Source organism: Desulfitibacter sp. BRH_c19, assembly GCA_001515945.1.
In the GTDB taxonomy this organism is placed as follows: domain Bacteria; phylum Bacillota; class DSM-16504; order Desulfitibacterales; family Desulfitibacteraceae; genus Desulfitibacter.
Genome location: LOER01000003.1, coordinates 81,365 through 103,583 on the forward strand (window position 1 = coordinate 81,365; position 22,219 = coordinate 103,583).

Genomic DNA, 22,219 nt, shown 5'->3' on the forward strand with positions numbered 1-22,219 from the left:
TTCTTAAATAGTCATAATATGTTATAATACCTCCGAAGAAGGGGGGATTTTTTTTGAATAATACTACAATTCTCGACGGATTAAATGAAGCTCAACATGAAGCTGTAACTAATACTAGAGGACCACTTTTGATTATAGCCGGTGCCGGTTCGGGAAAGACAAGAGTTCTTACTCATAGGATTGCCTATCTACTGGAAGTAGAAAAGACCCCATCCTGGCAGATACTAGCTATTACATTTACAAACAAGGCTGCAAGTGAAATGAAGGAAAGATTAGCAAATCTTATTGGACCTACTGCAAATGAGATGTGGGTTAGCACCTTCCATTCAGCTTGTGTGCGTATTTTACGAAGACATGCCAAGGAAATTGGCTTCAATAGTAATTTTGTTATTTATGATACAGCAGATAAGGAAACATTGATAAAGCAATGCTTAAAGAGTCTAGATATAGATCCTAAGCAGTTTCCTCCTAAGGCAATAGCAGGCACAATTAGTAATGCTAAAAATGAATTAAAAAATGCCCAGAAGTTTTCGAGAGAAGCAGACGAGTATTATACCGAGGTTGTATCTAGGGTTTACACATTATTCGAAGAAAAAATGATGGCAAACAACGCCTTTGATTTTGATGATCTTTTAATGAAGACAGTAGAGCTACTTCAATTTAATGAAGAAGTTTTAGAGTTCTACCAAAACAAATTTTCATATATTTTAGTTGATGAGTACCAGGACACAAACCATGCTCAGTACATACTTGTAAATCTTCTGGCGAAGAAACACAGAAATCTTTGTGTAGTAGGAGACCCAGACCAATCCATATATCGCTGGCGTGGGGCAGACATAAAGAATATTTTGAGTTTTGAAAGGGATTACTCAGAGGCAAAGGTTGTAAAATTGGAACAAAATTATCGGTCTACTGCCTGTATTTTAAATGCCGCAAATGCGGTTATTAAAAATAATTTTGGACGTAAAGAAAAGAATCTATGGACCGATAAACCCATAGGGGATAAGGTTTATCTGATACATGCAGAGGATGAACAAGATGAAGCTGCAAAGGTTGTGTCAGAAATAGTTACTTTAAAGTCATCTAGTAATATCCTCTATGGAGATATGGCTGTTTTGTATAGAGCTCATGCCCAATCAAGGGCAATAGAAGAAGAACTAGTTAAAAATAATATTAGCTATCAGATATTTGGTGGAACTAAATTCTATGACAGAAAAGAGATAAAGGATATTTTAGCCTATCTCAAAATTCTTGTAAATAAGGATGATGATATAGGGCTAGCACGTATTATAAATGTTCCCAAAAGGGGTATAGGTTCAACGAGTTGGGCAAGGGTTGAAGGAGAGGCACTCGATAGAAGAATATCGACATATGATGTGCTGCCCTTTATTGAAGAAATACCTGGTCTTTCAGCTAGGGCTATAAAAAAATTACAAGGTTTTAAAGAACTAATGGAACAGTTTCATGAGGAATTGAAGACCTCCTCTGTAACGGAAATTACTTCCCAAATCTTAAATGAGACAGGCTATCTAGAAGCTCTTATAATAGAGGATACTGTGGAATCAGAAACCAGACGTGATAATTTAAGAGAATTTCTGAATGTAACTGCAAATTATGAAAAAAATAATCCTAATGGATCCCTGGAGGAATTTCTAGCAGAAGTGTCACTAGTTTCAGATTTTGATAACTATGTTGATGAGGCAGACAACTTAGTACTTATGACCCTTCATACTGCAAAGGGCCTAGAGTATCCAGTAGTTTTTATCCTGGGTATGGAGGAAGGAACTTTTCCTCATTTTCGTTCACTAGAAAGTGATCATGAAATGGAGGAAGAACGAAGGCTATGCTATGTTGGCATGACTAGGGCAGAAGAAAAGCTGCACTTATCCTTTGCAAAGAGAAGGTTCATGTATGGTGAAACTCATTCTAAATTACCTTCACGTTTTTTAGATGAGATTCCTGAGGAATACCTTGATAACCCAGTAAAAAAAGAAGAGGTACCAGCAAGTAATTTATTTACAAGCAGACCTGCAAAAGAAAAACCAAGAAATGATTTCATTCTAGGCGATAAAGTTTCCCATAAAAAATGGGGTGAAGGTGTAGTTGTAGGAGTTAAAGCTGGAGATACTGTGATTAAGGTGGCTTTTCCCGAACAGGGTATTAAAACCCTGGATATTAGCTTTGCCCCTCTTACAGTTTTACCCAGAAAGAAGTAAAATACATTGCCAAAATATCGAGGTGGTGCAGGTAATGGAAGAAAACAAAGAATTGGAAGAAATGAAAGAGTTAATTCATAAATTAAATGAATACAACTATTACTATTATACTTTAGATGCTCCATTGGTTAGTGACAAAGAGTATGATCTGCTTTATGACAAGCTTGATTTATTAGAAAAAAGAACCGGCATATTATTACTAGATTCTCCCACCCAAAGAGTTGGTGGAGATGTGTTGTCAAGTTTCACTAATCATAAGCACCTTACCCCTCTGCTAAGTTTAGATAAAGCAAAAGCCAAAGAAGATTTACTCAGTTGGGAAACAAGGATTAAGAAACTACTTGGTAATGAAATAGAAGTAGAGTATGTAGTTGAATTAAAATTTGATGGTTTAACTATTAGCCTAACTTATGATAATGGCATTCTTATGCAGGCAGCAACCAGGGGCAATGGTGAGGTTGGAGAAGTTATTTTGGAGCAAGTAAAAACAATAAAGTCAATTCCTTTAACAATAGATTTTAAAGGCAAATGCGAAGTCCAAGGAGAAGGACTCATGCGCTTTTCTGTCTTGGAAAAATATAACGAGACGGCAGAAGAGCCTTTAAAAAATGCTAGAAATGCAGCTGCAGGTGCTTTAAGGAACCTTAATCCAAAGGTAACTGCCAAGAGGAATTTAAGTGCCTTCTTTTACAATATTGGTTATTATGAAGGTATTAGTTTTTCTACCCATATGGAAACTTTAGAGTTTCTAAAGGATAACAGGATACCTGTCAGCCCATATATAAAAAAATGCAGTAATATGGAAGAGGTTATTGATTATTTATCACAACTTGAAAGAAATAGGAATACCCTTGACTTTTTAATTGATGGGATAGTTATAAAAGTAAATCAACTAGAACTAAGAGACCAACTGGGAAGCACAGGTAAATTTCCACGTTGGGCTTTAGCATATAAATTTGTGGCCGAAGAAGTTACTACTATTTTAAACGAAATTATCTGGAATGTTGGCAGAACTGGAAAGGTAACCCCTATTGCTTTACTTGAGCCAATTGATATTGGTGGTGTAACTGTACAAAGGGCTACCCTTAATAACTGGGAAGATATTTTAAGAAAAAGAGTTGCCATTGGTTCTAGAGTATGGCTTCGTAGGTCAAATGATGTTATTCCTGAAATTATGGGGCGTGTAGAAGAAGGTGAAAGTGAACACGAAATACCCATAGTGAAACCGAGCCAATGCCCAGCATGTGGAAGTATATTAATTGAAAAGGGACCAAATCTTTTTTGTGAGAATTCTCTCTCATGCAGACCACAGCTTGTCTCTAGAATCGTTCATTTTACCAGCAGAGATGCTATGGATATTGAAGGCTTTAGTAAAAAAACCGCGGAGCTCTTATTTGATGTGCTTGATTTAAGAGATATATCAGATTTGTATAATCTAGAATATCAAAAACTTTATGAGCTGGAAGGATTTAAAGAAAAGAAGGCACAAAATCTATTAGATTCAATTGAAAAGAGTAAGACACCCACCCTGTCATCCTTTATCTATGCTCTTGGAATTGATCATGTTGGCAAAAATACTGCCAGGGCATTAGCAGAACGATTTAAGAGATTGGACTGCATTATCAATGCAAGCTATGAAGAGTTAAGCGAAATACCCGACATTGGAGATGTTGTAGCTGCTAGTATAATTAATTTCTTTAAAGATAAAAGAATACGTCAGAGCATTGATAACCTCTTGGATAAGGGCATTTCGCCCCAGACTATAGAAAGTGTAACTGAAGGCACAAATGAAGAATTAGCATTGGCAGGCAAGAAATTTGTTTTAACTGGCAAATTAGATAGTTATACGAGGAGTGAAGCTACTGAACTTATTGAAAAAGCTGGAGGAATAGTTGTAGGCTCTGTAAGTAAAGCTGTGCATTATGTTGTTGTTGGTGAAGACGCTGGATCAAAGGCCGAGAAGGCAATGCAGTTAATTCAGGAAGAGAAAGCCCCCTCCCTGAAGATGATTAGTGAAGCTGAGTTTACAAAGCTATTTTACAACCAGATTTGAAAAAGAAAAATAGATAGTATAGAACCAAGGACTACCAACAAAAGGTTAAGGTTAAAATATGCCATTAATACAGCGGTAGCTGCACCAACCATGCTATAGGAAAGATTTCCTGTAGAGTAGAAGACTCCAGGTACAATTAAAGCACCAAGGACAGCATATGGAATATTGCTCAAAAATTCCTGTATTTTTGGAGAAAGCTTTAGTTCATGTAAAAATAATAGGGGAAATACCCTTGGCAAATATGTTACTAGTGTCATGGCCATAATTAAAAGAAAATATTTTTCCATTATTTTTTTCCCCCTTTAAAGAAAAATGTTCCTATAAATGCTCCTGTAATAGTTGCAAGTATTATGCTCCATCCAACAGAAAGATAATTGTATAGTACTATGTTAGTTAACCCTGCAATGATTGCAACAGAGGCTATTTTTATGGATTTTTTCATGCTAGGAATCAGCAGACCTATAAACATAGCGTAAAGTGCAATTCCCATACTAGACTGTAAGACAGGGGGCATACCTGCAGCAAGAATCACTCCAAGACCAGTACCTCCAACCCATGCTGCATAAGCTGTAAAATTAAGCCCTATCAGGAAAGGGCCACTTAATTGCCCGGGCTGTAGTGAAGCTAAGGAAAATGTTTCATCAGTTATTCCAAAACCCACTATTGCCAGTAGTCCATTTTTCATGGGAGCAAATTTTGTTACTAGAGAAGAACTCATTAGAAAGTGTCGAAAGTTTAATATAAAAGTGGTAACAACTATTTCTGCAAAGGGAACTCCCATGGCAATAAGGTTTATACCAACAAACTGACTAGCTCCAGCGAATACAAATAGAGACATGGATAAAGCTTGGAATAATGTCAATCCTGTTGCCTGGGCAAGAACTCCAAAGGTAATTGCAATTGGTATATAACCTATTGCAATGGGCAGAGAAGCAACAATACCATCCTTAAGTCCTCTCTGTTTAGAACAGATATCTAGTTCACTTTGCTGTATACTTTTTACTGTCATTTCTCTTTCCCCGCTCTCACTTCAGTATTCTTCTATGATACAACAAAACTACTACCCTTAGGTAGTAGTTTATTAGTTTTTTAAACTATTTCTCATAGATTCTGGTCTCAGGATAAACCAGAAAGTAGCCCCGCCTACAAAGCCACCTATGTGTGCCCACCAGGCAACCATCTGTCCGGCTCCAAATGCAGTTAAGCCACTTAGCAGCTGTAAAACAAACCAAAGCACCAAGAATAAAAGTGCGGGAACTCTAGCAATTGTAATGAAAAAGCCTATAGGTACTAGGGCTAGAACCTTTGCCTTGGGAAAGGCCAAAAAGTATGCTCCCAATACTCCTGCAATGGCACCACTAGCTCCTATAGTAGGGACAGTAGAGGTAGGATTAGTGATTATATGAGCTAAATTCCCAATAAATCCTACTGAAAGGTAGAAGAAAATATACTTTAACTTACCTAATTTATCTTCAATATTGTCACCAAAAACCCACAAATAAAGCATATTCCCGATAATATGTAATGGACTGCCATGAAGGAACATTGAGGAAAACAAGGGTATTACCCACAAGGGTTCATTAAGAAAAAGAGCTGGCAAAAAATTAGTTGTGTAAACCTGTGGGATTACTCCAAAGTTGTATATTAAAAGCGTTAGTTCCTCTTGTGGGAGACTTAACTGATAAAAAAATACTACTACGTTAATTAAGATCAAACTAACATTAACGATTGGAAAATTCTCAGCCTTTGTGCTATCTCGTAAAGGTATAATAATCTCACATCCAATTCTATTGTCTGATTCAAAGCTTCGTTACGCAACTATTTTACTATACTACTTATAGATGATACTAGTATTCCCAAAAAGTTCTCCTTAATGTTTCCCTTAGTTGCACCATAAAGCTTGTTTTGCTATAATTAATTAGATATTTTGTCAAAAAATAGCACAACTCTAGAAGGGGTGAAATAATGAGAATAAATAAAAAAGAAGTTGAACATGTTGCTTTATTAGCTAGACTTCAATTATCAAAGGCAGAAGCAGATAATTATACAGAACAGTTAAACTCCATACTTGGATGGGTAGAAAAACTAAATCAGTTGGATATTTCCGAGGTAGAGCCTACATCCCATGTGCTTCCCATGTCAAATGTTTTTAGAGAAGATAAAGTTACTACGTCATTTGGAATAGAAAAAGTGCTGGCAAATGCACCTGATTCTAAAGAAAACTTTTTTAGGGTCCCTAAGATTGTCTAAATAGGAGGTATGGGTATGGAGTTATATAATTATACCATCACAGAAATACAAGATAAATTAAAAAGTAATGAAATAAGCGTTACAGATGTTACAAAATCTGTTTTGAAAAGAATTGAAAAAAGTGATAGTAAGGTAAAAGCATATATAGAAGTTACTGGAGAAAAAGCACTTCAGGCAGCGAAAGAAATCGACGATGAAATACATAGTGAGAAGAAGCTATCTCCGCTAGCCGGTATTCCAATGGCTATAAAAGACAATATGTGTATAGATGGAATAAAAACCACATGTGGCTCCAAGATCCTTGAAAACTTTGTGTCTCCATATAATGCTACTGTTATAGAGAAACTTAACGCACAAAAAGCTATCCTTTTAGGTAAGCTGAATATGGATGAGTTTGCAATGGGTTCTTCTACAGAAAACTCAGCATTTTTCAAAACCTGCAACCCATGGGACTTAAAAAAGGTCCCGGGAGGTTCAAGTGGAGGTTCAGCTGCTAGTGTTGCATCTGATGAGGCTTTCTTTGCACTTGGTTCAGATACTGGTGGAAGTATTCGGCAGCCTGCTTCATTTTGCGGAGTTGTGGGACTTAAACCTACTTATGGCAGGGTATCGAGATATGGATTGGTAGCTTATGCATCATCCCTAGATCAGATTGGACCAATTACAAAGAGTGTAGAAGATGCAGCTATTGTTTTAGAAACTATTGCTGGACAAGATCCATTTGATTCTACTTCTGCTAATATTCCAGTTGACAATTATCGTAAAAATCTAAAAGAGGGTATCAAGGGTCTAAAAGTTGGCATACCCAAAGAATACTTTCCAGATGAACTTAACCCTCAGGTTAAGGATGTTGTGATGAAGGCTGCAGCAGATCTAGAGAGTATGGGTGCTTTAGTGGAGGAATGCAGTTTACCACATACTGAGCATGCCCTAACTGCATATTACATAATAGCTCCAGCAGAGGCAAGTTCTAATCTTGCTAGATTTGATGGTGTTCGTTATGGGTATAGGACTCCTGTTGCAGATGATTTATTAACCATGTATCGCAAGACACGTCAAGAAGGCTTCGGTACTGAAGTTAAAAGAAGAATTATTATGGGAACCTACGTTTTAAGTTCTGGATACTATGATGCTTACTATTTACGTGCCCTTAAAGTAAGAACACTTGTTAAAAATGATTTAAATAAGGCTTTCCAAAAATATGACTGTTTACTAACGCCAACATCCCCAACTGTTGCCTTTAATTTAGGTGAAAAGATTAATGATCCATTATCAATGTATCTAGCAGATTTATTTACAATACCTGCAAACATGGCAGGCATCCCAGCTATTTCGGTTCCGTGTGGTTTTAGCAATGGGTTACCTGTGGGACTACAGTTAATGGGTAAGCCATTTGATGAAAGTACAATTCTCAAGGCTGCTTATGCATATGAACAGAATAACAGTTGGTATAAAAGCAAGCCAAGTATAGAAGATTAATCAGGGTTGGGAGTGATGATAATGTATGAAACTGTTATAGGACTTGAGGTACATGTAGAATTAAAAACTAAAAGTAAGATATTTTGTGGTTGTAGTACTGAGTTTGGTGCCAAGGCTAATACTCAGGTATGTCCTGTTTGCCTAGGAATGCCTGGTGTATTGCCTGTCCTTAATAAAAAGGTGGTAGAATATGCGGTTTTAGCTGGTGTGAGCCTGAATTGTAAGATTGCAGGATATAGTAAGCTAGATAGGAAAAATTACTTTTATCCCGATCTACCAAAAGCTTATCAGATTAGTCAGTACGATTTGCCCCTTTGCCAGGATGGTTATTTAGAAATTGAAACAGAGAATACAGTAAAGAGAATTGGAATTACCAGGATACATATTGAAGAGGATGCGAGTAAATTAACCCATGAAGGAGATACCATTTCCCAATCAGAAACTACATTGGTTGATTTTAATAGAGGTGGCGTTCCATTGATAGAAATAGTTTCTGAGCCTGACCTAAGGTCTCCAGAAGAAGCAGTAGAATATTTGGCCAATCTTAAAGCAATTCTGCAATATATAGATATATCTGATTGTAAAATGGAAGAAGGTTCTTTACGGTGTGATGGAAATATATCCATTAGACTTCGTGGGTCAGAAGATTATGGGACTAGAAGCGAGATAAAGAATATTAACTCCTTTAAAACCTTACAAAAAGCACTAGAGTATGAAATAGAAAGACAGAAAAATCTCTTAAATGCGGGAGAAAGAATAATACAGGAGACTAGAACCTGGGATGATGGGAGAGGTATAACACTTCCATTAAGAAGTAAAGAAGAGGCTCATGACTATAGGTACTTTCCGGAACCAGACTTGGTTTCTATAAAGGTTGATAATAAGTGGTTAGATAGGATTAAACTTTCTCTCCCCGAATTGCCAGAGGCGAAAAGGGCCCGATTTATAGAAACATTTGGGCTCCCTGTCTATGATGCTGAGGTCCTTACTAAGGATAAAGGATTGGCGCAATACTTTGAAGAAGGTCTTAAGACCTATAATAACCCTAAAAAGCTTAGCAACTGGATAATGGCTGATTTTTTAAGGCTCCTCAATGTTGAACAAATGCCTGTTAGCAAAAGCTTAGTCAAACCAGAACAAATGGCAGAGTTATTAAATATGATAGAAAAAGGAATTATTAGTGGAAAGATAGCTAAAGATGTTTTTGAAAATATGTTTAAAACCGGAAAAGATCCCTATGAAATAGTAAAAGAGCAAGGGTTAGGTCAGATTAGTGATGAAAATAAATTAAAGGAAATAATAGATAAGGTAATTGTTAACAATCCGAAATCTGTTGAGGACTATTTTGCTGGAAAAGAAAAAGCATTGGGCTACATGGTGGGTCAGATAATGAAAGAAACTAAGGGTCAAGCAAATCCACAATTGGTTAATACCATTTTAAAAAGCAGTTTAAAAATTAACTAATAATATTTTTTCCTCTTATAATTATAGTGCAAATCAAAAATAATATTAACAGGATTTGCTTTTAAAAAATTATAGGAGGTTTTTCAAAGATGGTTGATCATAGGAAGAGTAGCTTTGCAGCTACAGATGAGAGACTAAAAGGGATGCGAGATGCTGATTACTATGGTGGAGTCGTTGTAGATCCCATGCCTGTTACACCAGGTGAAGAAATAACATTTTTATATTATGGATTATTAGCAAATGATGGGGCAGATCAGGTCTATATGCATTGTGGATACGGTAGCCCAAAAAACTGGAATCAAACTAAGGACATTAGATTGGAAAGGACCGCCAGAGGTTGGGCAAAGACTATTCCGGTAGAAGATAAAGATAGATTCAATTTTTGCTTCAAAGATAGTGCAGACAACTGGGATAATAATAATGGATTAAACTGGACATTTGAAATTCATAATGGATAAAAGCGAGGGAAACTTCGCTTTTTTTTTGCCAAAAAATAGGATTTGCCGGATAAAAAAACCTTCCTTCTCAAACAATATACTATACATGAGTTGGGAGGTTTGAGGATTGAAAATTCTAATGTTGTCATGGGAATATCCACCTCAAAGTGTGGGTGGTCTTGCTAGACATGTTAAAGATTTATCTCTGGCACTCGCTAATAAAGGTAACGAAGTACATATATTGACAAGGGGTGCTGAAGAAGCTCCATTTTATGAAGAAAATCAGGGAATCCATATTCACAGGGTATACTCACTTCCACTACAGACTCCAGATTTTATGCATTGGGTAAACCAATTAAACTTTGCTCTTGTAGAAAAAGGAGTAGAAGTTTTAAATGAAGATGGTTTTGATATTATTCATGCTCATGATTGGCTTGTAGCATATGTTGCGAGAGTTTTAAAACATTCTTATAAACTTCCTTTGATTGCTACTATTCATGCTACAGAGGCAGGGCGGAACCAAGGTTTACACTCTCCACTTCAGAATTTTATTCATAGTATTGAATGGTTTCTTAGTTACGAGTCATGGAAGCTAATAGTGTGTAGCAATCATATGGAAGGGGAAGTTAAAGGTTTATTTGGTATACCCCAGGATAAAGTTGAAAAGATACCCAATGGTGTCTATGTGAAGCAGTTTGCTGAAATACATAGCCAAAACATTGAATTTAGTAAAACTGTTCAAAATATCGTAAATGAAAATGAAAAAATGATTTTTTTCGTAGGCAGACTTGTCCGGGAAAAAGGAGTTCATGTATTGATTGACTCCATTCCTCTAATTATTCGTGAGGTACCAGATATTAAACTAGTTATAGCTGGATCTGGTCCCATGGAAGGGCAATTAAACCATCAAATTATAAGAATGGGCTTAGAAAAAAATGTAAAGCTTACAGGCTATGTAGATGATGATTTGCTCAAGCAGTTCTACAGAAGAGCAGATGTCGCTATATTTCCAAGTCTTTATGAGCCGTTTGGGATAGTTGCGTTAGAAGCAATGGCTTCAGCAACCCCTGTAATTGTTTCAGATACTGGAGGTTTAAGTGAAATAGTCAAGCATGGTGAAAATGGATTAAAATTTACTCCAGGGAATCCGAATTCCCTTGCAAATCAGGTAAAAGTAATATTAAGAGACGAGAAATTTGCACAAAAATTAGCAGGAACTGCAAGTGAAAATGTAATTAGCAAATATGACTGGTCATCAATTGCAGAAAAGACTCATGCAGTATATGAGAGTATAAAAGAAGAATATGAAAAGAGTGACTGGTACCTGGAAAAGAACCTACCAAAAAAATTAATTGTATCACCAACATTAAATGTATCAAGGAATACACCATCAAACTTACTAAATTAGGAGGTAGCTATTTTGAAGGCAATTATCATGGCAGGTGGTGAAGGGTCTAGGCTAAGACCATTAACCTGTGACAGACCCAAACCAATGGTTCCAGTAGGAAACAGGCCGGTAATGGAGTATGCAATAGAATTGCTTAAAAAGCTTAATATTACAGAAATTGGAGTAACATTACAGTACTTACCACAGCATATTACAGACTACTTTGGAGATGGAAAACAGTGGGGTGTCAACTTACACTACTTTATTGAAGATGTTCCTCTTGGTACAGCAGGTAGTGTAAAGAATGCAGGTTCATTTTTGGATGAGACGTTTTTAGTAGTTAGTGGAGATGCTCTAACAGATTTAAACCTCCAAGAGGCAATAGTTTTTCATAGACAAAAGAAATCGCTTGCCACCATTGTACTGACAGCAGTAACTAATCCCCTTGAGTATGGGGTTGTCATTACAAATCCAGATGGAAGTATTGAACGGTTTCTTGAAAAACCAGGCTGGGGTGAAGTTTTTAGTGATTGGGTAAATACAGGTATTTATGTTCTAGAACCAGAAGCACTTGATTATTTTGAAATGGGGCAGAAATTTGATTTTAGTAAAGATTTATTTCCTTTACTTTTAAAAAACAAGGAATCCATGTTTGGATGTTTGTTAGAAGGCTACTGGTGTGATATAGGCAATCTGGAACAATATTTACAATCTCATAAAGATATTTTAGCTGGCAAGGTAGATGTCAACCCCAAGGGCACCTTAATTAAAGGAACCCTAAATGGAGAAGTAGCAGCTAACAAAGCAAATTCTGTACGCATTAATGGGCCTGTGCTGATTGGTGATAACTGCAGGTTAGGAGCTGGTGTACGCCTTGAACCTTTTACTATATTAGGGGATAATGTGATAATTGAAGATGAAGTGACAATAAAGCGAACTGTAATTTGGAACAATGTATATATTGGTAAGAAGACATCTCTAAGTGGAGCCTTAATTGGCAATAGGGTTACGATTAAAGATAATGTTACAATCCTACAGGATGCTGCCATAGGTGATGGAACAAATATAAACTCAAGGAGCACAATTAAGCCCGGGGTAAAAATATGGCCATTTAAGACAGTAAACACAGGAGCAATTGTGTCAGAAAGCTTGGTCTGGGGAGAAAAGGCTAATAGAAACTTATTTGGAATTGAAGGAATTCCAGGATTAACCAACTGGGACATAACCCCTGAGCTTGCTGCAAAGCTGGGAGCGTCCTACGGTAGTGTTCTCAAAAAGGAGCATCAGGTAGCTGTTAGCTGTGATGGCAAGCTGGTAACTAAAATGTTAAAAGGATCCTTTGTTTCTGGTCTCATGTCCACAGGAGTTAAGGTATCAGATCTAGGAGATTTAACAATGCCCATACATCGGTTTGCTGTTAGGGGAATTGGCGCCCAAGGCGGGGTGCATATTAAGATTGATCACAATAGTCTAGATAAATGCTGGCTTCAGTTTGTAGACTGTAAGGGAATAAATATAAATAGAGATGTGGAAAGAAAAATTGAAGGAACTTACATAAGAGAGGACTTTAGAAGAGTCCAGGAAGGGGAGATTGGAGAAACTGTACTAATGCAGCACTCTATTTCTTCATACCTTGACAATCTAATGAATAGCATTGATTTTGATAAAATAGGGCAAAGAGATTTAAAACTGTTAGTAAATACCAGAGGAGCAGTAATGAAGAACCTCTTCCAGGAGTTGTCGAGCCGGCTAAAGTGTGATTTCCAATACGTTAATAATGATCATCTTGAAGATAAAAGCTTTAAAAAGCAGATATTAATGTCAGATGAAATGTCCAAGGAGATTACAGATACAGGTATGGATTTTGGTATTATTCTTGATGCAAATGGCGAGAGAATAATACTCATTGATAACCACGGCAGGCGAATTGATGAACATTTGTTTACTGTACTTATGGCTCTTGTGCTTTTTAAAGCAAATAAGGGGGGAACAGTAGTTGTTCCTGTAACAGCTTCGGAAACAATTGAGAAGATTGGAGAAGAATACAACGGTAAGGTTATTAGAACTAAAACGGCACCATGGGCAGTAATGAGTGAGCTCTTAAGAGAAGAGATCGCTAAATTACAAAAGCCCTATTCCCAATTTTTTATGCAAAATGACTCTCTTTATGCAGCAGTTATGCTGATGGATTTTATAGTAAAGGAAAATATAAGCCTTGCAGATTTAATAAACGAAATTCCGGACTTTCATTTAGAGGTGAAAACTGCTAATTGTCCATGGGAGCAAAAGGGCAGAATAATGAGGGCATTAATAAGTGAAGTCACGGAATATCCAGTTGAGCTAATTGATGGAGTAAAAATTAGACATGAAAAAGGCTGGGCGCTTGTACTACCCCATTGTGAAGAGCCGCAGTATAATATATACACAGAAGGCTTATCACAAGAGATAGCTGAAGAATTAGGTGTATTTTATCAGGATAAAATACAAAGAATGCTACAAACATAAAATAAAACAAAAAATAAAACAAAGGCTATGGATCTAATTGATTAATCCATAGCCTTTTAATATGTGAGAATAACAACAATCTATTACTTAACTACAGTAGATTTGATAATCTATCTTTGGAAATATATCATTTTCCTTCTCTATAGTTTCCAGCCATTTGGTTTCAACATTCCCTTCTTTTAGAGAATGCAATAAGCGATTGAAATTATCTAAATGCAAGATAATTCTTCTTTTAGCATAATCTACCATTGTACCTGTCTTCATTATAAAAGCCCAGTCTGAGCTTTGAGCTAGCAGGAGTTCCCTTGCTGCCTGATTGAGAATGCGTTTTTGTATACCTTGAGCACCTTTAGCTTGCTTTGCCACATGTTCCATTTGTTTTCCGGCTTTATGTAACAGGCGGTATATCCAATCATTACTTCCCTCAAGCCATACATCGTTATACCCTGAATTTCCCCAACTTGATGAACACGGTGTGCTAATTTGAATATTGTGATGTCTATCAAGATAATCACCAGGTGTTATTGTTTCAACAATATTTTGGTCATAATGTATTTTTTTAAGTAAGAATTCAAGCCACATGGGTCCTTCATACCACCAATGGCCAAATAACTCAGCATCGTAAGGACTTACTATAATAGGTGGAAGATCCATAACATGTGCATAGTGTTTAATTTGCTCCTGTCTATTAAACATAAAATTTCCAGCATGGATTGCTGCCTTTTCTTTTGCCCAATCGGGCTGGTAGCACTCTTTCCGATCTGTCTTACCGGTTATTCTATGGTACTTAAATCCTGTGTTAACCCTAATGCCGTCAGGATGAATATAGTTTTTAACGTAGTCATGTTCTAAATCATATCCAATGTCTCTATAATATTCTCTATAGTCACAATCACCTGGGTAACCCTCACTTGAGCTCCAAACCTGCTTTGATGATTCGTAATCCCTGGCAAAAGCTGCCACTCCGGAATGGGTTTTTATTGGAGCCAATGTACCATACTTGGGACGCGGACTAGCAAAAACAATTCCATGACTATCAACAAAGAAGTATTTAACTCCAAGATTGGCTAATTCATAATCTAAACCGCTATAGTAACCACATTCTGGAAGCCACATACCCTTGGGATAATGGCCAAAGTTTTCAGCAAAAGCTTCAGCACCGACTTGCAATTGTACTTTTACAGATGGATTGTGTATGTTCAATAATGGCAAATATCCGTGAGTAGCTGCACAGGTTATTAGTTCTAATCCACCAGCATTCTCTAAGTCTTTATAAGCCTTAATAAGATTTCCTTGGTATTTATCGTGATAAACACTATAAGCTGTATCTAGATTTTTCTTGTACATCTGGGCTACATAGTGAAAATCTGGCTGACTTGCTGTTCTATCTAATTCCAAATTTGCTAATTCCCTTGATTTATTTAGGTGATTAATATATCTTTCCTGCAATAATGGACTATTAAACATGGAAAGTAGCGGAGGACTTAAAGAGAGGGTTACTCTATAATCGATATGCTCATTGTTCAAACTTTGGAAGGCCGTAATGAGAGGAATATATGTCTCAGTAACAGCTTCGAAAAACCATCTTTCTTCCAGCATATTTTCTTGTAATGGATGATGTACATAAGGAAGATGGGCATGAAGTACTAAAGCTAAATATCCTTTAGTCAATTTCAGCATCCTTTCTATTTTTAAGTAACTCTTCAGAATTAATTCCTGTCAAAAGATCTGTTATATAACCTTTAGCCAAAAGTTCCTTCCATAATTCATCAACTGGCTGCCAGTTAGGATCAATGATGGGAGATGGTTCAGCAGAGGGAGTTACTACTATATTGGACTCAGCAAATATTTCCAATCCTTCTTCAGGAACCATTTTTCCTAGGTACACCTGCCATTGCGATTGTGGATCACCCACTTTAATATACCAACTATCGGCATAGTTATTGATGGGCAATAAATAGTCTTTATGAGTAGTCAAATTGACTAATTTTAAATATAAAGGAAAGTATTCCCAACTTCCTTCACCCCGCTTAGCCTTAAAATTCTTAATTGTATCTTGATGGATATGCCAATAGGTATAAAGGCAATAAGGGTTTCTCACTAGAAGTGTTATTTGCGTATGATCTTCTATATTAAATTCAATTGGACTAAATTCAATGGTTTCACTTCTTGCTGAAAGTTCTAAAGAAGCCTCAAAATCAGCCTGAGCATTGAAGGGAGATGTTCTGTTTATCATCTCTGAACTAGCTCTAAAACTGCTTTCTTCTTTGTCATCATCTTCAAATCTTCTACCCATGAAATTCTTTGCCTTATATGCTACATAGATAGTTAGAATTATAAGTAGCAGTACACTTATAATAGTCATAATATTTTCCATGCAAGATGCAGCTCCTTTGTATAATTTTTATTGGTACAATCTGTTACAGACTAATTGAAGTAACTAAAAATAGCGAAAATCTATAACTTAGTATGCCCTGATGACATTAGTTTATTTGTCTAAGCAAATAAACTAAATTGTAATTTTTTGCAAAGTAGAAACTAATCTCCATTAGCAAACATTAACTTCCATATTAACTTAAACGGTATATGTATCTTTTATAATCCAAATAAATACTATATACTATAATGTAGTTGTTTTCCCATAGGAAGGTGGCAGGTTGAATGCATACTAAGGAAAAAAAAGGTAAGTGGGGTATTCTAGATATATTACTGGTATTGTGTTTTATTTTTATTTTAACGAATATTTTCACTTGGTTAACCGCTGGTCTTATAGAAACTTTGGTCATTACCCAAAAATACCTTATAAGTACTGTATTTCAAACAACTGCTGTTATTCTAGCTTTAATTTATTTTAATATTATCAGAGGAGTTACCTGGAAGGAACTTGGTATAAGAGCTGAGGAGCCTGCCAGGATAATATTTTATGGTGTATTGGGTGGTTTCCTACTTTTTGGCTTGGTCGTTTTTGCGGGAGTAATAATGGAATTAGTATTCCCCGTTAGCCCTACATTACAACCATTTGCTAGCCTTGTGCTTGAGGCAAAAGATTTTAAAGATTTAATTGTTTTACTCTTTATAGGTTCAGTTCTAGCTCCCATAGGAGAAGAAATCTTTTTTAGGGGTATGGTATATCCTGTATTTAAGGAAAAATGGGGTTTAAAAGCTGGAATGATTGTCTCAGGAATGTTTTTTGCTTTGTTGCACTTTGATGTACTAAGATTCTTTCCATTATTGCTAGGCGGAGTAGGGTTAGCTTATATTTATGAAAAATCTAGGTCCTTGTTTTCCTGTATGTTAGCCCATGGACTTTGGAATGGAGTTATGATTATACTTTTATATGTTTCAACTACCTAAAACTACAGGACCTTAGCTTGTTCACTACATACTTGTATTTTTTGCCTTTTAAAGCCCTTATATGGTTCTTGTACAAAACAACGTTCATTTTTCCTACTAAAGAAAGTAAACACCTTTGCAAGATAAGGAAGATTACTTTCGTGGTTTAATAGCCTTATCTGTTTCTTTTCGATTTTATAAACAATATTTTGGTTTATAAAACATCTAGTATCTTTATTTGGCACAAAAAAACTGCCATCTCTCTGCATGTCATAGTTAAACTGGATAGGATTTTTTTCTCCTAAAGGAAAAATGAGAAGAGACACAATTAAATGGTTATTAAGATCGTCCCAAAGAAGATAACCTAGTGTTATATTAATATTCCTCAAGATGGGAATAGGTTTTTTTGTAATATTATCTGGAGCAAAAGTAAGGTCATGGTATCCATAGCCAACAAAATTTGTTTTTCTATCGTCGTAAATACTAATGTAGTAATAAAAATCGTCAAAAGAGAGTTCCTGCTTCAAAACCACTTTCCCTTTTATACTAGGATGATCTCTTTCAGAGGTCTTCCTTTCAATACTAATATTTAGTCTTGATTGCTTAAGCAATGCTTTTACGGATATATTTACATAATTACTAAGATAAGAGATACTTCTAAGTTTTACTGGGGATGGAAGAATAGAATTAAACAATTGATTATCTAATGGATTTATTGCATTAATCAATAGCTTGCGAAAAAACAATAAAATAAAAAAACAAAAAGTTAAAGGTAAAAGTAGTAACAAAGTAATAGATGTAATGGAGCCATTAATAGCAAATATTATGGATATAATCCACATGCTAAGGGTAATTACAATTGAGAAATCAATGTACCAGGTTATGGTATTGCTGGGACCATGGGGCAATATATAATGCATTTGATAACGGTTTATTAACTGAAATATTTCAGATGTTAAGTTTTTTTCTTCGTTAAAGGAAAGGTTAATAAGGTCTTCAAAAATTTCCTGGAGCCTTTCTACTCTCCTTTGCACAATCAATGATACAAAAATACTTGTAGATCCTAATAAACCAAGTAAAGTACCACTAATGGTTAAAAGGATTAATATGTAAAAATTTGTGTCAAACAATTAAATCTCTCCTATAATTCAAGATTGTGTCTATGGTTTTTTACATGGCCGGCTAGTTGATCAAGACCAATCTCCAGGGCTTTTGTTTCAGTCATTCTAAGATAATGCTGGAGCTTATCAGTCGGCAAACCCTCGCGGGCAGCTATTTTTCCCATTATTGCTATATAATCAGAAAATATGAGACATGCTTCGGTTAACTGTTTTTCTAATAGATAAAATCCAACAGGCTGGATACACTTACATATATATTGCCAGAGCATATCTGTAAAAGGAAAAGATGGTAGAAGACTGTAAACAAAGACACAGTTAATCCTAATTAAAAAGAGATGGGTACATTTCTCTTGATTAGCTTTTTGGATTTTGCGTAAATAAAATTTAAGGAGTTCATTAATACCGATTTTTGTATTATCTAGACTATTTCTATTTAGCCCATTAACTATAAGAGCAAAAGCTTCTGATAATGGTTCAAAGGGTAGCTTCTCTGATCTACTCAAATCATCTTCTAAAAGCTTGTAGCACTCAGCCAAATCTAAATAAGCCGTCTTCATATTATCTTCACTATCAGGTGACACTTCTACTTGAGCTAGATATCGTTGCAACTTTTCCAGAAAAAACGAAATACTATTAACTACCATGCTATACCTCCAGAAGGGTGACAGGGGGACGTTTCGTTTGTCTTATAAACAACAATTTAATTATTACATTATTAACTTTCCCCTTATTTTTTTACTAATACATAGGTACAACTTCAACCAACAGGATGTGATGTTATGGATAATTCTAGCATAAAGTTAAATATAACCGGCTTGACCCATGAAGGTAAAGGAGTAGGCAGGCATGATGGATTAGCTGTTTTTGTAAAAGATGCTTTACCGGGAGAAATTGTAAGAGCCAGATTACATAAAGTTAAGAAAAATTACGCTGAAGCGATTCTAGAAGAAATTCTGGAGGTTTCTCCATTTCGTATTGATGGAAAATGCCTTAATCACAAAAAATGTGGCGGATGTCAATTGTTACATTTAAATTACCGAGAACAGCTTAAGGAAAAACAAAATATAGTTATTAATGCATTACAAAGGATAGGTGGTTTTAGTAAGGTTACAGTTAATGAGTGTTTAGGTATGGACGACCCCTGGGGATATAGAAATAAGATTATTTTTCAGGTGGGCCGAAAGGAAGACAAAGAGAAGGGGCTTAAGTTAGGATTTTATGAGGAGAATAGTAATGATTTTGTTCCAGGTAAGGGCTGTTTACTTGTATCTTTAGATGTTAGAAGATTAGCGGATAAAGTAGAGAAACTTATAAATGTATATAACTTAAAGCAATTAAAAAGAATTTTGATAAGGCAGTCAACTTTCAATAAAGAAATATTACTGGGGCTTATATTTTCGGGAAAAACCCATGATAGATTTAAGCTAGAAAAAATGGTAGGAGAAATTAAAAATCATTCAGATAAACTTATTTCAATCATTGAATTTATAGTGGCAGACTCTAAGTTGCCTTGGAAAGCACAAAGTAAAGTTTTATACGGAAGAGATTATTTTATAGAAGAGCTTAATAGCAAACGTTTTATAATCTCAGCCAATTCCTTTTTTCAAGTGAATTCACTTCAGGCAGAAAAGTTATATGGGACTGTTGTTGAATTTGTAGGAACTGAAGATGCTAAAACTATTTTCGATTTATATTGTGGAACGGGTACCATCGCTATACAACTAAGTGACATGGCAGAAAGGGTCTATGGAATCGAGACTTTAGAAGAGGCATTAGGGGATGCTAGAAGAAATGCCGACCTAAACAAAACAACTAATGTAGAATTTTTATTAGGAAAAGCAGAAGTAAAAGCAAAGAAACTATTCGAAAAGGGTCTACAACCAGATGTAGTAGTGGTTGATCCCCCTAGGAAAGGCTGCCATCCTGACCTCCTAAATTCAATATTAACAGTTAATCCAAAAAAAGTTATCTATGTCTCATGCAATCCAGCAACATTAGCACGAGACTTAACGATACTTTCCCAATCATATACAGCAAAAGAAGTACAACCTGTAGACATGTTCCCACATACGGCACATGTGGAGACGGTAGCATTGATGTCAAAGGTTGAAAAGTAAAAGGCTCGAAAGTGTAGAAAACAAGGGCATTTGACGTTTGAGAGTACTTGCAGAATTGCGTCAAATCGCTTGTTTACGGGAATAAATCCACTTATCAAAAAGCATAAGGTTGTGTAGACAGGATTGCTTTTAGGTAGGTTGTGTAGATAGAAATGTTGTAAAAATAGGCTAATTAACATTTTTAAAATGTAGGTTAATGATAATTAGCCGAGCAACAATTATAGCCTGACGACCAGTGAATGTTATAGATGTCATCATTTTCTTTTATTTGCGTGTCTAAGGTATCAATTCTTATATACACAAGAGGGGTGCAGGAGTTTTCAGCTAGTCGCTTAGAATATGCTGATAATTTTTTGCGAAGTTCATTTTTGATTTGCGAACTGCCTTGATAATAAATTTATATATACAATATAGGTCTGATGTTATTCATGATAATACCTCCTTTGGTAGTATCACATATTAACTCTAAAGGACGGTATTATCAAGTTGTAGAATGAACAATAAGTTTGAATTTGTCATACTTCTGATTATGCTCATATCCTGTATATGAATAACAAGACACATGCCTTTTATTAATTACTTCAATAAACTACATCGGGTCTAAATTAAGACAAAGGTGGATCAGTTTTGATTGCTAGACGGCAAAGTTTGCATGAGGGCAAAGAAATGTTTAGGCTCACCGGTACTAAAATATTCATACCAAGATTCCAGTGTGTTTGATTGAAAAACACCTAAATGCTCAATAATTTGTTTGGCCCATAACAAAGCTCCGGTGGAACTTGCAGTAATAAGGTTGTTATCCGCTACAGATGGCTTGTCTATATAAAAACTTTGCCCTTTATAATCAGAAGAAACCATTTCAAGAAATCCCGGTCCATTACTGGTATGCGGACGGTTATTAAGTAGCCCAAAGTTGGCAAGCGCAGCGGTAGCTCCACAGATTGCACACACCATAGCGCCTAAAGAGAGAAATTCGCTTGCTTTTTCAATAATAGCGCTGTGCTTTGGGTCGTTCCATGTATCTGCGCCCGGTAATAGCAACGTGCTTGTTTGATCCACAACAATATCATCAATCAAGCAATCAGGAATTATTGTCATCCCACCCATTGTATTGATTGGTTCTTTAGAATAACTAACCGTTTTAATTGATATACGCTGTGCCTCCTTTTTGAAAAATCGACCAGAATTCAACTCCGAAGTAACATATCCCAGTTCCCAGTCGGCTAAAGTATCAAGAACATAAACATAGATTGTAAACATAAATTTCCTCCATTTTCATTGTTTTTCCAATTATTGTTTTTATGCTTCAAAGATGTGATTAGGTAATAAGTCGTTTAAACTAATGACTTTACTGCCATTGCTTTCGTAATAGCGTAGCATTTCTTCAATTTTCCTTTTATCATAACTGGTAATGCAATTTGATAGTACATTAACGCCATAATTTGCTTTGCATAAGTTGTAACAGGTTGATTTAACACACGCAACAGCATCTGCTCCTGCTATGTAGAAATCACATATTTCATTTTTACTAATAAAGTCTGCAAATTCTTCACTGGCTAATGCGTTTCCTTTGTATTTTGTAAAAACATTTTTTGATACTATTTTCAAATCTGAAGCTAATTCAGCCCCATACGTATTGGGTTTAAAAGTTCTCGTGCCGGCTGATAAATTTTCATGTCTTATATAAATAACATGAATATTATTATTGACTGCCCAATCAATGGCTCTATTGATATTTCCAATAATATCCTTGTAATTCTTTGTTATGTCATTTTGAATATCAATTATTACTAATGCTTTTTTCTGCATAGTGTCTCCTCCTGATAAGTAGATTGATTTGTTTGCTTTTTTATTGTA

At 35.7% G+C, this 22,219-nt stretch carries 19 protein-coding genes; 10 read left to right on the forward strand and 9 right to left on the reverse strand.

Annotated elements, in window-relative coordinates; genetic code table 11:
- Nucleotides 1-53 precede the first annotated feature (53 nt).
- Both APF76_12290 and APF76_12295 read left to right on the forward strand, forming a co-directional pair.
- Entirely contained in the window at nucleotides 54-2,216 is a 2,163-nt protein-coding gene (locus APF76_12290) for an ATP-dependent DNA helicase PcrA (GenBank protein KUO53581.1), read from the forward strand.
- Nucleotides 2,217-2,250: 34 nt separating this feature from the next.
- Nucleotides 2,251-4,269, forward strand: a complete 2,019-nt coding sequence (locus APF76_12295; protein KUO53582.1) for an aromatic ring-opening dioxygenase LigA — start codon at nucleotides 2,251-2,253, stop codon at nucleotides 4,267-4,269.
- Here the strand turns inward: APF76_12295 and APF76_12300 are convergent.
- The 3 genes from APF76_12300 to APF76_12310 all read right to left on the reverse strand — a co-directional run bounded on the left by APF76_12300 (nucleotide 4,254) and on the right by APF76_12310 (nucleotide 6,040).
- Nucleotides 4,254-4,556, reverse strand: a complete 303-nt coding sequence (locus tag APF76_12300) for a branched-chain amino acid transporter (protein ID KUO53583.1) — start codon at nucleotides 4,554-4,556, stop codon at nucleotides 4,254-4,256. The two genes, APF76_12295 and APF76_12300, sit on opposite strands and share 16 nt — an antisense overlap.
- On the reverse strand, nucleotides 4,556-5,242 hold the full coding sequence (locus APF76_12305; protein KUO53639.1) for a hypothetical protein: 687 nt from the start codon (nucleotides 5,240-5,242) through the stop codon (nucleotides 4,556-4,558). The genes APF76_12300 and APF76_12305 overlap by 1 nt, the downstream gene beginning before the upstream one ends.
- Before the next feature lie 108 nt (nucleotides 5,243-5,350).
- Entirely contained in the window at nucleotides 5,351-6,040 is a 690-nt protein-coding gene (locus APF76_12310) for a rhomboid family intramembrane serine protease (GenBank protein KUO53584.1), read from the reverse strand.
- A gap of 194 nt (nucleotides 6,041-6,234) precedes the next feature.
- On the opposite strand from APF76_12310, the gene gatC reads away from it, so the two are divergent.
- The 6 genes from gatC to APF76_12340 all read left to right on the forward strand — a co-directional run bounded on the left by gatC (nucleotide 6,235) and on the right by APF76_12340 (nucleotide 13,791).
- The gene (gene gatC, locus APF76_12315) at nucleotides 6,235-6,519 is read left to right on the forward strand and encodes a glutamyl-tRNA amidotransferase (GenBank protein ID KUO53585.1); all 285 of its coding nucleotides are present in this window, start codon (nucleotides 6,235-6,237) and stop codon (nucleotides 6,517-6,519) included.
- A 15-nt stretch (nucleotides 6,520-6,534) separates the two neighbouring features.
- The gene (gene gatA, locus APF76_12320) at nucleotides 6,535-7,998 is read left to right on the forward strand and encodes a glutamyl-tRNA amidotransferase (protein ID KUO53586.1); all 1,464 of its coding nucleotides are present in this window, start codon (nucleotides 6,535-6,537) and stop codon (nucleotides 7,996-7,998) included.
- 15 nt (nucleotides 7,999-8,013) lie between these two features.
- Nucleotides 8,014-9,462: a glutamyl-tRNA amidotransferase gene (locus APF76_12325; GenBank protein KUO53587.1), complete on the forward strand. Its 1,449-nt coding sequence runs from the start codon at nucleotides 8,014-8,016 to the stop codon at nucleotides 9,460-9,462.
- 89 nt (nucleotides 9,463-9,551) lie between these two features.
- Nucleotides 9,552-9,920, forward strand: coding sequence for a carbohydrate-binding protein (locus APF76_12330; protein ID KUO53588.1), 369 nt, complete (start codon nucleotides 9,552-9,554; stop codon nucleotides 9,918-9,920).
- A 106-nt stretch (nucleotides 9,921-10,026) separates the two neighbouring features.
- Nucleotides 10,027-11,307: a glycosyl transferase family 1 gene (locus APF76_12335; protein KUO53589.1), complete on the forward strand. Its 1,281-nt coding sequence runs from the start codon at nucleotides 10,027-10,029 to the stop codon at nucleotides 11,305-11,307.
- A gap of 12 nt (nucleotides 11,308-11,319) precedes the next feature.
- A complete protein-coding gene (locus APF76_12340; protein ID KUO53590.1) occupies nucleotides 11,320-13,791 on the forward strand; it encodes a hypothetical protein in 2,472 nt (823 codons plus the stop codon).
- Nucleotides 13,792-13,878: 87 nt separating this feature from the next.
- Here APF76_12340 and APF76_12345 read toward each other — a convergent pair whose 3' ends face one another.
- Together APF76_12345 and APF76_12350 are read right to left on the reverse strand one after the other, a co-directional pair.
- Nucleotides 13,879-15,462, reverse strand: a complete 1,584-nt coding sequence (locus APF76_12345) for a glycoside hydrolase (GenBank protein KUO53591.1) — start codon at nucleotides 15,460-15,462, stop codon at nucleotides 13,879-13,881.
- The gene (locus APF76_12350) at nucleotides 15,455-16,168 is read right to left on the reverse strand and encodes a hypothetical protein (GenBank protein KUO53592.1); all 714 of its coding nucleotides are present in this window, start codon (nucleotides 16,166-16,168) and stop codon (nucleotides 15,455-15,457) included. Before APF76_12350 ends, APF76_12345 begins: the two co-directional genes overlap by 8 nt.
- Before the next feature lie 284 nt (nucleotides 16,169-16,452).
- On the opposite strand from APF76_12350, the gene APF76_12355 reads away from it, so the two are divergent.
- Nucleotides 16,453-17,145 (forward strand): hypothetical protein, encoded by a 693-nt coding sequence (locus APF76_12355; GenBank protein KUO53593.1) that lies wholly within the window; start codon nucleotides 16,453-16,455, stop codon nucleotides 17,143-17,145.
- 2 nt (nucleotides 17,146-17,147) lie between these two features.
- On the opposite strand, the gene APF76_12360 is transcribed toward APF76_12355, so the two are convergent.
- Together APF76_12360 and APF76_12365 are read right to left on the reverse strand one after the other, a co-directional pair.
- Nucleotides 17,148-18,254, reverse strand: a complete 1,107-nt coding sequence (locus APF76_12360; GenBank protein ID KUO53594.1) for a hypothetical protein — start codon at nucleotides 18,252-18,254, stop codon at nucleotides 17,148-17,150.
- 11 nt (nucleotides 18,255-18,265) lie between these two features.
- Nucleotides 18,266-18,889: a hypothetical protein gene (locus tag APF76_12365; protein KUO53595.1), complete on the reverse strand. Its 624-nt coding sequence runs from the start codon at nucleotides 18,887-18,889 to the stop codon at nucleotides 18,266-18,268.
- 135 nt (nucleotides 18,890-19,024) lie between these two features.
- Between APF76_12365 and APF76_12370 the strand changes: the two genes are divergently transcribed.
- A complete protein-coding gene (locus APF76_12370; GenBank protein KUO53596.1) occupies nucleotides 19,025-20,362 on the forward strand; it encodes a hypothetical protein in 1,338 nt (445 codons plus the stop codon).
- Nucleotides 20,363-20,983: 621 nt separating this feature from the next.
- On the opposite strand, the gene APF76_12375 is transcribed toward APF76_12370, so the two are convergent.
- Entirely contained in the window at nucleotides 20,984-21,622 is a 639-nt protein-coding gene (locus APF76_12375) for a glutamine amidotransferase (GenBank protein ID KUO53597.1), read from the reverse strand.
- Nucleotides 21,623-21,661: 39 nt separating this feature from the next.
- The gene (locus APF76_12380) at nucleotides 21,662-22,171 is read right to left on the reverse strand and encodes an isochorismatase (GenBank protein ID KUO53598.1); all 510 of its coding nucleotides are present in this window, start codon (nucleotides 22,169-22,171) and stop codon (nucleotides 21,662-21,664) included.
- Between the last annotated feature and the right edge of the window lie 48 nt (nucleotides 22,172-22,219).